Origin of the sequence: Paraburkholderia guartelaensis, assembly GCF_004353905.1 — a bacterium.
Taxonomy (GTDB): Bacteria; Pseudomonadota; Gammaproteobacteria; order Burkholderiales; family Burkholderiaceae; genus Paraburkholderia; species Paraburkholderia guartelaensis.
Genome location: NZ_SMOD01000011.1, coordinates 188,108 through 203,526 on the forward strand (window position 1 = coordinate 188,108; position 15,419 = coordinate 203,526).

The window sequence follows — 15,419 nt, forward strand, 5'->3', positions numbered from 1 at the left end:
AGGATGAAGATTGCAGTGCTGCCGGGCGACGGCATCGGTCCCGAGATCGTCAAGGAAGCCGTGAAGGTGCTCAACGCACTCGGCGAAAAGTTCGAGCTGGAAGAGGCGCCGGTTGGTGGCGCGGGCTACGAGGCTAGCGGCCATCCGCTGCCCGAGGCAACGCTCGCGCTGGCGAAGTCGGCCGACGCGATCCTGTTCGGCGCCGTGGGCGACTGGAAGTACGACAAGCTCGAGCGCGCGCTGCGTCCCGAGCAGGCTATTCTCGGCCTGCGCAAGCATCTGGAACTGTTCGCGAATTTCCGTCCGGCGATCTGCTATCCGCAACTCACGGGTGCGTCGTCGCTGAAGCCGGAAATCGTTTCGGGCCTCGACATCCTGATCGTGCGCGAACTGAACGGTGACATCTACTTCGGTCAGCCGCGCGGTACGCGCGAAGCGCCGGACGGCAACTTCAAGGGCGCGCGCGAAGGCTTCGACACGATGCGCTATGCGGAGCCCGAAGTGCGCCGCATCGCTCACGTGGCGTTCCAGGCCGCGCAAAAGCGCCAGAAGAAGCTCACTTCTGTCGACAAGGCCAACGTGCTCGAAACGTCGCAGTTCTGGAAGGACATCATGATCGATGTCTCGAAGGAATATCCGGATGTCGAGCTGTCGCACATGTATGTCGACAACGCGGCCATGCAACTCGTGAAGGCGCCGAAGGCGTTCGACGTGGTGGTGACCGGCAACATGTTCGGCGACATTCTCTCGGACGAAGCCGCGATGCTCACGGGCTCGATCGGCATGCTGCCCTCGGCCTCGCTCGACAAGAACAACAAGGGTCTGTATGAGCCGTCGCACGGTTCAGCGCCGGATATCGCGGGCAAGGGCATCGCCAACCCGCTCGCCACGATCCTCTCGGCGGCCATGATGCTGCGCTATTCGCTGGGCCGCCCGGAACAGGCGGACCGCATCGAGAGCGCGGTGAAGAAGGTGCTGGAACAAGGCTATCGCACCGCCGATATCATCACGCCGGACTGCAAGCAGGTCGGCACGGTGGCAATGGGCGATGCGGTGATCGCAGCGCTGTAAAGTCGCACGAAGGGCACGTCGTTTCAGGCGTGCCCTTTTTTGTTTCGCGCGCCAGAACGGGCGTCCAAATAGCGGAAAGTATGGTTTTTTCCGCGCAAATTAACTGTTTCGTGTATATTGCTTCGATGGCGAAGATCTCCCAGATCACGACTGTTACGAACATCCACGGCATGAAAGCCCGTGCGATTTCGCTCGCCATCACCACGAAAACGACGATTATCAAAACGATCACCATTCGTTGATCGCTCGTCGTGCCCGCTCATCTTCCCCGCGCGGCCACGCCGGGCGAGCGAAGCGGGGAAGTGTCCATCTCAAGGGTTAGTCATGAACGTAGGTCTCGTAGGTTGGCGCGGCATGGTCGGCAGCGTGCTGATGCAGCGCATGCAGGAAGAACGTGATTTCGACCTGATCGAACCGGTGTTTTTCAGCACCAGCAACGCAGGCGGCGCAGCTCCGTCGTTCGCCAAAAACGAGACAAAGCTCAAGGACGCGAACAGCGTCGACGAGCTCAAGAAGTGCGACATCATCATCACCTGCCAGGGCGGCGACTACACCAACGAGGTGTATCCGAAGCTGCGCGCGGCAGGCTGGAACGGCTACTGGATCGACGCGGCCTCGGCGCTGCGCATGAAGGACGACGCGGTCATCATCCTCGACCCGGTCAACCTCGACGTCATCAAGGATGCGCTCGTCAAGGGTCAGAAGGATTTCGTCGGCGGCAACTGCACGGTCAGCCTCATGCTGATGGCGCTGGGCGGCCTGTTCCGCGAGAACCTCGTCGACTGGATGACGGCCATGACGTACCAGGCCGCTTCGGGCGCGGGCGCGCAGAACATGCGCGAACTGCTCTCGCAGATGGGCGCGCTCAACGCTTCGGTCGCGAGCGATCTGGCGAATCCGTCGTCGGCGATCCTCGACATCGACCGCAAGGTGCTGGCCACCATGAACAGCGACGCGATGCCGACCGAACACTTCGGCGTGCCGCTCGCGGGCTCGCTGATTCCGTGGATCGACAAGGATCTCGGCAACGGCATGTCGAAGGAAGAATGGAAGGGCGGCGCGGAAACCAACAAGATTCTCGGCAAGCCGGCCATGGGCCAGCCGGGCTCGATTCCGGTCGACGGCCTGTGCGTGCGTATCGGCGCGATGCGCTGCCACTCGCAGGCGCTCACGATCAAGCTGAAGAAAGACGTGCCGCTCGACGAGATCGACGGCATCCTTGCGTCGGCCAACGACTGGGTCAAGGTCGTCCCGAACCAGCGCGAGGCTTCGATGCGCGATCTGTCGCCGGCCGTGGTCACGGGCACGCTGTCGGTGCCGGTGGGCCGTCTGCGCAAGCTGGCGATGGGCGGCGAGTATCTTTCGGCCTTCACGGTGGGCGATCAGCTCCTGTGGGGTGCGGCTGAACCGCTGCGCCGCATGTTGCGCATTCTGCTCGACAAGTGAATGAATTAAACTACGCGGCTAATGACGCGTAGACAGGGTGAAAAGCGCCGCGCCAGTCGCGGCGCTTTTTTTATTGCATGCTTTTTATTGCATGCATCGATGCAATCGCCCCGAAGCACACACCTATTTGATCGACAGCCGCAAGAGCGGTATGCCAGGGCAACTGATGATCGTTCGATTTGATTCTGTTTCCGCCGCGCCTCGCGCGAAGCGCGCCCAAGGGCGGCGCGCCATCCGCGCCACTGTGGCGGCGGCGAGTTTCCTGTTCTGCGGCCTCGCCGCTGCGCAGGGCGGCGCGAGTGCGACGCAAGGTGCCGCAGGTGCCAGCGCTCCCAGTGCTGCGTCGGCTGCCGCGGCTGCGGTGAGCATCGCGGGGCAATACACGGTTCGTCCCGGCCAGTCGTTGCACGACGTGGCCGTCGACCTTACGCAGTCGCACGACAAGACCACGCTCGCGCGCATGAGCCAGGCGATCTTCGATGCGAACCCCAATGCGTTCATCAAGCAGGATCCCAGCCGCATGCGCGTGGGTGCCACGCTGAACGTGCCGGCTACGCCGGACGTTTCTAGTGCGGCGGAGGGCATGACGGCGGCATCGGGTGGGGCGGCTGCGGCTTCGTCTGCCGCCAGCACACCCGCCACGGCGGCGACCGCGCCTGCTGCACCTGCCAGCACACCGGCCGCTGCTTCGAGCGCTGCTGCCCAGGCTGTAGCGGCTGCATCGTCGGCTGCTGCCGCCGCAACGGGTGGCGCGAGTTCAGCCAGCGCTGCCGCGCCGACAGCGGGCGCTGCCTCGGCAGTCGCAGCGAGCGGCCCCGAAGCGGCCGCGCAAGGCGCTTCTGGCGCCGCAGCGGTGGGCGCTAGCGCCGCAGCGCCGGCGTCGGCGGCCAGCGATTCGCACGTGTGGAGCGGTTCGATCCAGCAGGCCCCGGCCAGCGGCGCATCGGCACAAGGCGCGAAGGCGCCCGTGACGGTCTCCAGCCTGCAGCAGCTCCTCGCATTGAAGAACCGCGTGCTGATGGCGTTGCAGCAGCACGGCATCGGCAAGCCCGCGCAGACGGCGGGCGGCGCGTCCGCAGGTGCGCCTGCTGCGCAAGGCGGCGCGCCTGTGCAGAACGGCGCGGCAAACGCCAGCCCGGCTGGCGGTCAACCGGAAGTCTCGCCGATCGCCATGGGTGCCGTGGCGGCGATCGTCGTTGTGCTGCTGGCGTTGTTTGTGCGCCTGCTTACGCGCAAACGCAAGAAACCGGCTGAGCAGGCTCCTGAGGTCTCGCCCGAAGCGCACGAGCCGACGCCGTCTGCATCGGCTGCCGCCGCCGTTGCCGCCACGCCTGTGGCCGAAGAGCCGCCGGTATTGCATGAGCCGATTTCGCACGCCGGGGATAAACCGGGCGTGAACGAAGTCGCGCCTCTCGAGGAAGCGGAGTTTGTGCCGCCGGTTGCGCCGGCTGAACCCGCTGCGGACGAAGTCGCGATCACGCCGGTGCCCACGCCGGCCGTCTCTTCCGCGCCGCTCGAACACGACGAAGCGCTGCCGCCGACGCTCACCGACACGCTGCACCCGGGTACCCCGCAAGCGCCTTCGGGTACCCAGGAGGCTCACGCGGCACACGAACTGCCGCACGGCGTCGAACCGGGCGAACCGCAGACGCTTGCTGACGCGACCGAAGCCGCCAGCCTCGCCGCCGCGGCGGAACTCGGCGCGGATGCGCTGCCGCCAGAAAGTCTCGGTGCGCCGCGTACAGCCGAAGACGCCGAAGCGCTTGCGCGCACGCTGGAGGAACCGGCGCACGCCCAAAAGCCCGCTACGCCCGATATCGCGCTCGACTTCGGCGACGGCGCACCGCAAGCCGCGCAACCGCAGCAAGCTGCGCAAGCATCGCAGGCTGAACCGCCCGTCGCGCAGACGCCGCCCATCACCGAAGCCTTCGAGCGCCCGCCGGCGCCGCTTACCGCACCTGAAATTCCGTCAGTACCCGCAGTCACCGCAGAAGACATGAGCTACGCCGAAGTCCCGATCGCGTTCCCGCAAGATGCAGTAGACGCGCTGGGCGGCCTCGACCTGCCCCTGCCGCCGCGCATCGGGGAGCCGGTCATGCCCACGGCACCGCTCTCGACCGAACCGGCCGCCACGCCCGAAGCGTCGGCGCGTCTTGCGTCGCCGTTCTTCGAGCCGCCTCCGCCGCTGGCGGGCCAGGCCATCGAGGCGGGTACGGCGGGCGCAGGCGCGCTCGCGGGCCTCGGCGCGCCGCGCTTTGGCGCGCTCACGCTCGACTTCGACCTGAACCTGCCGCCCGATTCGGCCGAGCCGCTGCCGGTCTTCACGCCCGAGCAGCTCGCGCGCATCGCGCGCAACAAGCTCGACCTCGCGCACGAATACATCGCGCTTGGCGACGTGTCCGGCGCCCGCTCGCTGATCAACGAAGTGATCGAGTCGAACGACCCCGCCACGCGCAGCGACGCGCAGGCGCTGCTGTCGACGCTCGCGCCGCTTTCGTGACGCTGCTGCAAGCCGTATGCGTATCGCGCTAGGAATCCAGTACGACGGCGCCGCGTTCTGCGGCTGGCAGTCTCAGCCGCACGGCAAGACGGTGCAGGACGCGCTCGAGCGCGCACTGCGCGAGTTCGCCACCGTGCCGCTGTCCACCATCGTCGCAGGCCGCACCGACACGGGCGTGCACGGACTCGGCCAGGTGGTGCACTTCGACACCGACCTCGACCGCACGCCGTTTTCGTGGGTGCGCGGCACCAACGCGTTCCTGCTCTCCACGGTGGCCGTGCAGTGGGCGAAGCCGATGCCCGAGACGTTCCACGCGCGCTTCGCGGCGTTCGAACGCACCTACTACTACGTGCTCTACGTGAACCCCGTGCGCTCGCCGATGCTGGCGGCCCGCGCGGGCTGGATCCATACGCCGCTCGACGTCGATGCCATGCGCCAGGCGGCAGCGCACCTCATCGGCGAGCACGATTTTTCGTCGTTTCGCTCGTCGGAATGCCAGGCGAAGACGCCGGTCAAGCACCTGTACCAGATCGACATCCGGCCGCAGGGCGACTTCATCCACTTCCGCTTTCGCGCCAACGCGTTCCTGCACCACATGGTGCGCAACCTCATGGGTTGCCTCGTGGCGGTGGGGCGAGGGCGCTATCCGGCCGCGTGGATGGCCGAGGTGCTGGCGGGCCGAGACCGCACGGTGGCCGCGCCGACGTTCATGCCCGATGGCCTCTATCTCGCCCAGGTAGGCTATCCTGATGAGTTCGCAGTACCCGCTCCGCATACCGCCAGCGTGCCGTGGAGCGTGATCTGGAGCGACGCGCCCGAAGGCCGTGCCTGAGGCTGCTCCGCGGATCGCACCAGCAATCACGGAGCGATTGAAGCATCGGGATTGAATCATCGAGACCAACACCGCATCGAGAACCATGACGTCAGCCGAGCAACTCGCCCCCGCGCACCGCACCCGCATCAAGCTGTGCGGACTTTCGACGCCCGAGGCGGTTGCGCACGCCGTCGACCTCGGCGCCGACGCCGTCGGTTTCGTGTTCTATCCGCCGAGCCCGCGTTCCGTGAGCGTGGCGCAGGCGGTCGAGCTGACGCACGACCTGCCGCCGTTCGTTTCGGTCGTCGGTCTCTTCGTGAACGCCACGCCGCAGTGGATGAGCGAAGTGGCGAGCAATGTCTCGCTCACCATGCTGCAGTTCCACGGCGACGAAACGCCGGAGCAGTGCGAGTCGCTTGCCTCCGTTGCCGGTTTGCCCTGGTTGCGCGCGCTGCGAGTGGCGGCCGATACTCAGCAGGCCGATTTGATAGAATCGGCTAATCGTTATTCATCAGCCAGCGGCCTGTTGTTCGACACCCATGTCGACGGTTACGGCGGCGGCGGAAAGGTCTTCGATTGGTCACTTATTCCCGCAGGGCTCGCGCGTCGGGCCGTTTTGAGTGGTGGCTTGAACGCGCAAAACGTCGGTGATGCGATTCGCCAGGTGCGTCCGTTCGCTGTCGATGTCTCCAGTGGCATCGAAGTGCCGGGCGCAAAGGGCGTGAAGGATCACGCCCGCATGGCGGCGTTCGTGCGCGCAGTGCGCGAAGCGGACGCGGGATGAATCCGGGGCGAATGCCCCTTTGGCCGGCACGGCCCGCGCAATGCGGTCCTCCCAAGCCCGGCCGAGCGAGTGACTTATGTACAATTTGCCAGATGAACGTGGCCATTTCGGCCCTTATGGCGGCGTATTCGCTGCCGAAACCCTCATGCAGGCGATCGACGAGCTGCGCGACGCCTACGCGAAATTCAAGGACGATCCCGACTTCCGCGCCGAATATGAGCGCGAGTTGAAGCATTTTGTCGGCCGTCCGTCGCCGATTTATCACGCGCAGCGGTGGAGCGAGCTGCTGGGCGGCGCGCAGATCTATCTCAAGCGCGAAGACCTGAATCACACCGGCGCGCACAAGGTGAACAACGTGATCGGCCAGGCGCTGCTCGCCAAGCGCATGGGCAAGCCGCGCGTGATCGCGGAAACCGGTGCGGGCCAGCACGGCGTTGCAACGGCAACGATCGCGGCGCGTTTCGGCATGGAGTGCGTGGTCTACATGGGCGCCGAAGACGTGCGCCGCCAGGCCGCCAACGTCTACCGCATGAAGCTGCTGGGCGCGACCGTCGTTCCGGTCGAATCGGGCTCGCGCACGCTCAAGGACGCGCTCAACGAAGCCATGCGCGACTGGGTTACCAACGTCGAAAACACCTTCTACATCATCGGCACCGTGGCGGGCCCGCACCCGTACCCGATGATGGTGCGCGACTTCCAGCGCGTGATCGGCGACGAATGCCGCGTGCAGATGCCTGAAATGACCGGCCGCCAGCCCGACTCCGTGATCGCCTGCGTGGGCGGCGGATCGAACGCGATGGGGATCTTTTACCCGTATATCGAGGACACTTCCGTGCAGTTGATCGGTGTCGAGCCTGCCGGCGACGGCATGGACACGGGCCGTCACGCTGCCTCGCTCGCGGCGGGCACCGTGGGCGTGCTGCACGGCAACCGCACGTACCTGCTGCAGGACGAGAACGGGCAGATCATCGAGACGCATTCGGTCTCGGCGGGCCTCGACTATCCGGGCGTCGGTCCCGAGCACGCGTGGCTCAAGGACAGCGGCCGCGCGCAGTACGTCACCATCGACGACGAGGAAGCGCTCAAGGCCTTCCACGACTGCTGCCGCATCGAAGGCATCATTCCCGCGCTCGAATCGAGCCACGCGCTCGCGTACGCGGCGAAGCTCGCACCGACATTGCCGAAGGAGAAAATCCTGCTGGTGAACCTGTCGGGCCGCGGCGACAAGGACATGCATACGGTCGCTGAGCGATCGGGCATCCAGTTCTGAACGCCCGGAGCGACGTAAGCGATGCATGACGAGTTCGACGAGCCGCAGATGCCGGCGCCGGTGGGCGAGGTGAACGCCGAAGTGGCTGCTCTGGAGGCCGCTGAGGTGGTCGCCAATGCAGCCGCCGAGTTACCCACACTCGCCACGGTGCCGGAAACCATCCGGCTCCTGAACCGCGATTTTCTGACCGATGCAGCCAACCTGCCCGACGCCTCAATCGATCTGATCGTCGCCGACCCGCCCTACGGGCTCGGCAAGGACTACGGCAACGACTCCGACATGCGCTCGGGCGAGGACTTCCTCGCCTGGACGTATGAATGGCTCGACCTGGCGATTCCGAAGCTCAAGCCCACGGGCTCGCTCTACGTGTTCTGCACGTGGCAGTACGCGCCCGAGATCTTCGTCTATCTCAAGTCGAAACTCACGATGATCAACGAGATCGTCTGGGATCGTCGCGTACCCAGCATGGGTGGCACGACGCGCCGCTTTACCTCGGTGCACGACAACATCGGTTTCTTCGCGGTGTCGAAGGATTATTACTTCGATCTCGATCCCGTCCGCATCCCGTACGATGCCGCCACGAAGAAGGCGCGTTCGCGCAAGTTGTTCGAAGGCAGCAAGTGGCTGGAGCTCGGCTACAACCCCAAGGACGTCTGGTCCGTCTCGCGGCTGCATCGCCAGCACGCGGAGCGCGTGGATCATCCCACCCAGAAGCCCCTGGAAATCGTCGAGCGCATGGTGCTCGCGAGCTGCCCGCCGGGCGGCCGCGTGCTGGACCCGTTCATGGGCAGCGGCACCACGGCAGTGGCTTGCGCACGTCAGCAGCGCGAATTCGTCGGCTATGAAATTAACGAAAGTTACTGCGCGATCGCGCGCGAACGCGTGAGCGCGGCCGCCGCAAGCGCCGTTGCGGCCGGCGCCTGATGCGCCGCCGCCGGACCCACGCGCAGTAACGCCTAAAAGCTGAGGACCCTGAAATGTCCCGTATCAAGACTACGTTCGAGGCGCTCGCCGCCCAAGGCCGCAAAGGCCTGATCCCGTTCATGACGGCCGGCGACCCCGATCCCGCGCGCACCGTCGAGTTCATGCACGCGCTGGTCGCAGGCGGCTCCGATGTCATCGAGCTGGGCGTGCCGTTTTCCGACCCGATGGCCGACGGCCCGGTGATCCAGCAGTCGTCCGAGCGCGCGCTCGAGAAGGGCGTGACGCTCAAGAGCGTGCTCGCCGACGTGAAGCGTTTTCGCGAAACCGACAACAAGACGCCCGTCGTGCTGATGGGCTACGCGAACCCCATCGAGCGTATGGGCGCCGATGCATTCGCGCAGGCCGCGAAGGAAGCGGGCGTGGACGGCGTGCTCGTGGTGGACTATCCGCCCGAGGAGTCGGTCGAGTTCGCGGCGAAGATGAAGGCTGCCGACATCGATCCGATCTTCCTGCTCGCGCCGACTTCGACCGATGAGCGCATCGCCGAAGTGGGGCGCGCCGCGAGCGGCTATGTTTACTACGTCTCGCTCAAGGGCGTGACGGGCGCTGCGAATCTGGACGTTTCGAGCATCGCGGGTAAAATCCCGGCGATCAAGAAGCATGTCTCGCTGCCCGTGGGTGTGGGCTTCGGCATCCGCGACGCGCAAACGGCGGCTGCCGTCGCGCAGGTTTCGGACGCCGTGGTGATCGGCAGCCGCATCGTTCAGCTGCTCGAACAGGCAGCGCCGGAGACGGCTGCCGACACGCTCACGCAGTTCATCACGAGCATTCGGGTGGCGCTGGACGAAGTCTCCGCCGGGTAACGCTGCGGCTAGCGTAGTTGGCTAGATTCGAGACTGCTGTAAAATCCACTTTTCGCCATGCGCGGTCGGGGTCGGAACCCGGTCGGTTTTACCGATCGGACGATGAAACGGTCCGCCGCGCCCGCGCATCACGAAGGTCAAGGAAGGAACATCAATGAGCTGGCTCGATAAACTGCTGCCGCCCAAGATCAAGCAAACCGATCCGAAAAGCCGCAAGAGCATTCCGGAAGGGTTGTGGATCAAGTGCCCGTCGTGCGAAGCGGTTCTGTACCGCAACGACGTCGAGGCGAATCTCCACGTCTGCCCGAAATGCGATCACCACATGCGCATCAACGCGCGCGAGCGTCTTGACGGCCTGCTCGATCCGGAAGGCCGCTACGAGATCGGCCAGGAGATCGTTCCGGTCGACGCGCTCAAGTTCAAGGACAGCCGCAAGTATCCGGACCGCCTGAAAGAGGCGATGGACGAAACCGGCGAAACCGACGCCATGGTGGTGATGGGCGGCGCGATCCGCACGCTGCCCGTGGTGGTGGCCTGCTTCGAGTTCTCGTTCATGGGCGGCTCGATGGGCTCGGTGGTGGGCGAACGCTTCGCGCGCGGCGCGCAAAACGCGCTCGAGCAGCAAGTGCCGTTCATCTGCTTCACGGCATCGGGCGGCGCGCGCATGCAGGAAAGCCTGCTGTCGCTCATGCAGATGGCCAAGACCACGGCCATGCTGACCAAGCTCGCCGAAGCCAAGCTGCCGTTCATCTCCGTGCTGACCGACCCGACGATGGGCGGCGTTTCGGCGAGCTTCGCGTTCCTTGGCGACGTAGTGATCGCCGAGCCGAAGGCGCTGATCGGCTTTGCCGGCCCGCGCGTGATCGAGCAGACCGTGCGCGAAAAGCTGCCGGAAGGCTTCCAGCGCGCCGAATTCCTGCTGCAGAAGGGCGCGATCGACATGATCCTGGACCGCCGCAAGCTGCGCGACGAAATCGCGCAAATGCTGGCGCTGCTGCAGCGTCAGCCCGCCGACGCGGTGGCTTGAACGCTGCTTTGAGCGATCTGCGGCGCTGCGTGCGCCGCAAGCCGCAACGCTATACCCAACGCGCCGCGAGCGAAAGCAAGCGGCGCGTTGTCATTTCCGCGATAATGCCGTTCTTTCGAAGCGGATCATTCGTGTGAACCCTCCGCCGTTGGCGGCGTCTCACGCGCAGCACCTGGCAATTTCTATCCTGATGAGTACCTTTCCCACCCTCGACGCGTGGCTCACGCACCTCGAAACTGCGCATCCGGTCGGCATCGACATGGGGCTGGACCGCATCCGTCAGGTGAAGGACGCGCTGGACCTCAAGTTCGCATGCCCGATCATCACGGTGGGCGGCACGAACGGGAAGGGCTCGACCTGCGCGATCCTCGAAACGATCCTGCTCAAGGCGGGCTATCACGTGGGCTGCCACACCTCGCCGCATCTGCTCGAATTCAACGAGCGCGCGCGCGTCGACGGCCAGCAGGCCAGTGACGCCGAGCTGCTGCCGCACTTCGAGGCCGTGGAAGCCGCGCGCAATTCGCTCGCCAAGCCCGTTACGCTCACGTACTTCGAGTTCACGACGCTCGCGATCATGCATCTGTTCGCCTCGCGCGGGCTCGACGCCGTGATCTTCGAGGTGGGTCTGGGCGGGCGCCTGGATGCCGTCAACGTGCTCGACACCGACTGCGCGATCATCACGAGCATCGACCTCGATCACACGGAATACCTCGGCGACACGCGCGAGAAGATCGGCTTCGAAAAGGCCGGTATCTTCCGCCCGGGCAAGCCCGCGATCTGCGCCGATCCGATGGCGCCGCAGTCGCTCATCGACCATGCTGAGGCGATCGGCGCCGAACTGTGGCTCTTCGGCCGCGATTTCCGCTACGAAGGGCAGCCCGGCAACGAGCGCCAGCAGTGGAGCTACGTGGGTCCGACGATGCGGCGCTCGGCGCTCGCCTATCCGGCGCTGCGCGGCGCCAACCAGTTGATCAACACGTCGGCTGCGCTCGCGGGCCTCGAGTCGCTGCGCGACCGCCTGCCGGTTTCCGCGCAGGACATTCGCCTCGGCCTCGCCAACGTCGAACTGCCTGGGCGCTTCCAGGTGCTGCCGGGCAAGCCCTCGATTATCCTCGACGTCGGCCACAACCCGCATGCGGCTGCCGTGCTTGCGCAAAACCTCGGCAGCATGGGCTATTTCCCGTACACCTACGCGGTGTTCGGCGCAATGCGCGACAAGGACATCACGGGCGTGATCGAGCACCTGAAGGGCGAGATCGACCACTGGTGTGTGACCGACCTGCCGCTGCCGCGCGCGGCCACGGCCGAACAGCTCGAAGAAGTGCTGCGCGATGCGGGCGTGACGGACGGCGCCGACAGCAGCGTCACACGCTATGAAAATCCCGCTGCCGCCTTCCAAGATGCGCTAAAACGTGCAACCGAAAATGATAGAATTATTGTTTTCGGAAGTTTTCTGACGGTTGCCGGGGTGATGGCCTGGCGAAAGTCGCAGCAACACTGACCGCCCGGCACCGTACGCCGCCCACGTAAGACAGGCCAGGTAGGCCAACAGCAAGCCATACATGGGAATTTTCTCGTTCGGCAAGAAAGATGACGCTGACGCGCCCCGCCGGCGCGGCACCGAGTCCGGCTCCAGCCGGCGCAGCAATCAGAGCACGCGCGTGGAACGGCGCAGCCGCCGGCCGGACCGGTCGGGCGACGCCGAGGCAATGCTGCTCGACCCCACACTCCCTGAAAAGCAACGCGCGCGCCGCCGTCTCGTCGGCGCGATCGCGCTCGTGCTCGCGGCCATCGTGATCCTGCCGATGGTGCTCGATTCGCACCCGAAGCCCGTCACCGACGACATCGCGATCGACATTCCGAGCCGCCCGGCCGACAAGGCCGCTGCGCGCCAACACGACGCCGAAGACACGCAAGCCGGCGTCGCCCCCGACAATCCCGCAGCCGCTGAAGCGACGCCTGGCGCGTCGGGCCTCGCGGCCGCTTCGGGCGCCGCGGCCACGCAGAGCGCACAAAGCGCGGACAACGCGCCGGCAACGGCCGCCAAAAAGCCCGCACAGGCGGCAGCCGCTCCCGCCCAATCGACGCAAACCGCCCAGACGCAAAAGCCCGCTGCCAAGCCGGCCGCGTCGGCCAGCGCGACCGTCGCCGCGAACAGCAAGCAAACGACTGCCGCAAATGACACCGCCGACACCAGCGGCGCAAATGGCGCGAAGGCCGAGTCCAGCGCCCCGGCGACGCCCCCGGGCGCGCGTTTCGCGGTGCAGCTCGGCGCGTTCTCGAACGGCACGACAGCGAACAACTGGGTAACGAAGTTGAAAGCTGCGGGTGTGCCCGCATATACCGAACAGCGTAAGGAAGCAGACGGCACGACGCGCACACTGCTGCGCGCGGGCCCGTTCCCGGACCGCGCCTCGGCCACGGCGGCGATCGCCAAGGTGCGCGGCGCCGGCCTGATGGCGGGCTCGAACGCCAACGCGGAATAAGCCGTCGATGTTGACCGCATTCGACTACGCTGTAATGGCGGTGATAGGCCTGTCGGCGCTGCGCGGCGCATGGCGGGGCTTGATCGGCGAGATTTTTGGATTGATTGGCTGGATCGCGGCGTTGCTCGTGGCCTGCCGCTACGTGGACCGCGTAGTGCCCTGGATTCCGGCGAACTGGCCGGGCGGGGCGCTGACCCAGTGGCTGATCGCCTTCGCGCTGATCGTCATTGCCGTGGTGCTCGTGGCCGGCGTGGGCAACGCACTGATCGGCCGTCTGGTGCAGGTGAGCGGATTGTCCGGCGTGGACCGTTCGCTCGGGATGATGTTCGGCCTCGTGCGAGGCGTCGTGCTGGTGCTGATCCTCGTCGTCCTCGGCGGGCTGACCGAGCTGCCCCAGCAGGACTTCTGGCGCCACGCGCTGCTGCGGCCTTATGCCGTGCAGGGCGTGCTCGAACTGAAACCGCTGTTGCCCGAGGCGCTCGCGGCCTACGTTCACGTCTGATCAGAAACTGATCGGACGCGATGCGAGGCGCAGCTTCCCGGCAACACTGCCCATTTGCGGCGCTCGACCGGTGTTGATGAAGCCGGGTGATCCGCGACCGATTTCGCTTTTTTGAAGGACCTGCCATGTGCGGCATCGTAGGCGTAGTTTCCCGCTCTCCCGTCAACCAGCTCCTCTATGACGCGCTGCTGCTCCTGCAGCATCGTGGTCAGGACGCGGCCGGCATTGCCACCGCGAACGGCAGCACGTTCCACATGCACAAGGCCAACGGCATGGTGCGCGACGTGTTCCGCACGCGCAACATGCGCAGCCTCCCCGGCACCAGCGGCATCGGCCAGGTGCGCTACCCGACGGCCGGCTCGGCGTCGAGCGAAGAAGAAGCCCAGCCGTTCTACGTGAACGCGCCGTTCGGCATCGTCCTCGCTCACAACGGCAATCTCACGAACTGGCAACAGCTCAAAGAAGAGATGTTCCGCGTGGATCGCCGCCACATCAACACGCATTCCGACACTGAAGTGCTGCTCAACGTGCTCGCGCACGAAGTGCAGCTCGCGACCTCGGGCCTCGAGCTCGACCCGGCCGCGCTCTTCAAGGCGGTTGCGGGTGTGCACCGCCGCCTGCGTGGCTCGTACGCGATCGTCTCGCTGATCTCCGGATACGGCCTGCTCGCGTTCCGCGACCCGTTCGGCATTCGCCCGCTGTGCATCGGCAAGATGGAAACGCCGGAAGGTACCGAGTGGATGCTCGCTTCGGAATCGGTGGCGCTCGAAGGCATCGGTTTCGAGTTCGTGCGCGACGTTCGCCCGGGCGAAGCGGTGTTCATCGACTTCGACGGTAACTTCTACTCGCAGCAATGCGCCACGGCGCCGACGCTCAATCCCTGCATCTTCGAACTCGTGTATCTCGCGCGTCCGGACTCGGTCCTCGACGGCGTGCCCGTGTACAACGCGCGTCTGCGCATGGGCGACTATCTCGCCGAGAAGATCAAGCGCGAGCTGCCCGACGTGAAGATCGACGTGGTCATGCCGATTCCCGATTCGTCGCGTCCCGCGGCCATGCAGGTCGCGAACAAGCTCGGCGTGGAATATCGCGAAGGCTTCTTCAAGAACCGCTACGTGGGCCGCACCTTCATCATGCCGGGCCAGGCCATGCGCAAGAAGTCGGTGCGCCAGAAGCTCAACGCCATGGGCATCGAGTTCAAGGGCAAGAACGTGCTGATCATCGACGACTCGATCGTGCGCGGCACCACCTCGCAGGAAATCGTGCAGATGGCGCGTGACGCCGGCGCGACCAAGGTGATCTTCGCTTCGGCGGCGCCGCCCGTGAAGTACCCGAACGTCTACGGCATCGACATGCCCACGCGCGGCGAGCTCGTCGCGCATGGCCGTACCGATGACGAAGTGGCGCGCATCATCGGCGCCGATTACCTCGTGTATCAGGACGTGGAATCGCTCAAGCAGGCAGTGCGCGACATCAATCCGGAGTTGAAGGAGTTCGAAGCTTCGTGCTTCGACGGCGACTACATCACCGGCGACATCACGAGCACATACCTCGACAACATCGAGACGGCGCGCCTCGCGCCCCAGGCGCAGTCGGATCGCGACGCTGCAAGTGACGCGATGGACGGTGGCACCCGCTCGCAGTTGCACCTGCAGCTCTCGGTGGAGTGACCCTTCGGCAAACGCGAGTGTGAGACTCGCGTTTCCGCCGATTCCGAAAGCCCGCTTTCTGC

General features: G+C 65.6%; 14 protein-coding genes. 13 read left to right on the plus strand and 1 reads right to left on the minus strand.

Annotation, left to right across the window (positions count from 1 at the left end; translation table 11 throughout):
- Positions 1 to 3 precede the first annotated feature (3 nt).
- Positions 4 to 1,071 (plus strand): 3-isopropylmalate dehydrogenase, encoded by a 1,068-nt coding sequence (leuB, locus tag E1N52_RS16785; RefSeq protein ID WP_133183870.1) that lies wholly within the window; start codon positions 4 to 6, stop codon positions 1,069 to 1,071.
- 23 nt (positions 1,072 to 1,094) lie between these two features.
- On the opposite strand, the gene E1N52_RS16790 is transcribed toward leuB, so the two are convergent.
- The gene (locus E1N52_RS16790; RefSeq protein ID WP_133183871.1) at positions 1,095 to 1,334 is read right to left on the minus strand and encodes a hypothetical protein; all 240 of its coding nucleotides are present in this window, start codon (positions 1,332 to 1,334) and stop codon (positions 1,095 to 1,097) included.
- Between the two features lie 61 nt (positions 1,335 to 1,395).
- On the opposite strand from E1N52_RS16790, the gene asd reads away from it, so the two are divergent.
- The 12 genes from asd to purF all read left to right on the plus strand — a co-directional run bounded on the left by asd (position 1,396) and on the right by purF (position 15,357).
- Positions 1,396 to 2,517 (plus strand): aspartate-semialdehyde dehydrogenase, encoded by a 1,122-nt coding sequence (gene asd / locus E1N52_RS16795; protein ID WP_028202917.1) that lies wholly within the window; start codon positions 1,396 to 1,398, stop codon positions 2,515 to 2,517.
- Between the two features lie 166 nt (positions 2,518 to 2,683).
- On the plus strand, positions 2,684 to 5,017 hold the full coding sequence (locus E1N52_RS16800; protein ID WP_133183872.1) for a FimV/HubP family polar landmark protein: 2,334 nt from the start codon (positions 2,684 to 2,686) through the stop codon (positions 5,015 to 5,017).
- Positions 5,018 to 5,033: 16 nt separating this feature from the next.
- A complete protein-coding gene (gene truA / locus E1N52_RS16805; protein WP_133183873.1) occupies positions 5,034 to 5,849 on the plus strand; it encodes a tRNA pseudouridine(38-40) synthase TruA in 816 nt (271 codons plus the stop codon).
- An 85-nt stretch (positions 5,850 to 5,934) separates the two neighbouring features.
- Positions 5,935 to 6,615: a phosphoribosylanthranilate isomerase gene (locus tag E1N52_RS16810; protein ID WP_133183874.1), complete on the plus strand. Its 681-nt coding sequence runs from the start codon at positions 5,935 to 5,937 to the stop codon at positions 6,613 to 6,615.
- Positions 6,616 to 6,691: 76 nt separating this feature from the next.
- Positions 6,692 to 7,885 (plus strand): tryptophan synthase subunit beta, encoded by a 1,194-nt coding sequence (gene trpB / locus E1N52_RS16815; protein ID WP_133183875.1) that lies wholly within the window; start codon positions 6,692 to 6,694, stop codon positions 7,883 to 7,885.
- 21 nt (positions 7,886 to 7,906) lie between these two features.
- Positions 7,907 to 8,809, plus strand: a complete 903-nt coding sequence (locus E1N52_RS16820; RefSeq protein WP_133183876.1) for a DNA-methyltransferase — start codon at positions 7,907 to 7,909, stop codon at positions 8,807 to 8,809.
- A gap of 53 nt (positions 8,810 to 8,862) precedes the next feature.
- Positions 8,863 to 9,672 carry a tryptophan synthase subunit alpha gene (gene trpA, locus E1N52_RS16825; protein ID WP_133183877.1) on the plus strand — a complete coding sequence of 270 codons (810 nt, stop codon included), beginning with the start codon at positions 8,863 to 8,865 and terminating at the stop codon, positions 9,670 to 9,672.
- Positions 9,673 to 9,826: 154 nt separating this feature from the next.
- Complete coding sequence (accD, locus tag E1N52_RS16830) at positions 9,827 to 10,699, plus strand: acetyl-CoA carboxylase, carboxyltransferase subunit beta (RefSeq protein ID WP_133183878.1); 873 nt, start codon at positions 9,827 to 9,829, stop codon at positions 10,697 to 10,699.
- Between the two features lie 190 nt (positions 10,700 to 10,889).
- Positions 10,890 to 12,200: a bifunctional tetrahydrofolate synthase/dihydrofolate synthase gene (folC, locus tag E1N52_RS16835; protein ID WP_133183879.1), complete on the plus strand. Its 1,311-nt coding sequence runs from the start codon at positions 10,890 to 10,892 to the stop codon at positions 12,198 to 12,200.
- Positions 12,201 to 12,261: 61 nt separating this feature from the next.
- Positions 12,262 to 13,185: an SPOR domain-containing protein gene (locus E1N52_RS16840; RefSeq protein WP_133183880.1), complete on the plus strand. Its 924-nt coding sequence runs from the start codon at positions 12,262 to 12,264 to the stop codon at positions 13,183 to 13,185.
- Positions 13,186 to 13,192: 7 nt separating this feature from the next.
- Positions 13,193 to 13,687, plus strand: a complete 495-nt coding sequence (locus E1N52_RS16845; RefSeq protein WP_028202927.1) for a CvpA family protein — start codon at positions 13,193 to 13,195, stop codon at positions 13,685 to 13,687.
- 125 nt (positions 13,688 to 13,812) lie between these two features.
- A complete protein-coding gene (gene purF, locus E1N52_RS16850) occupies positions 13,813 to 15,357 on the plus strand; it encodes an amidophosphoribosyltransferase (RefSeq protein ID WP_133183881.1) in 1,545 nt (514 codons plus the stop codon).
- Positions 15,358 to 15,419 lie beyond the last annotated feature (62 nt).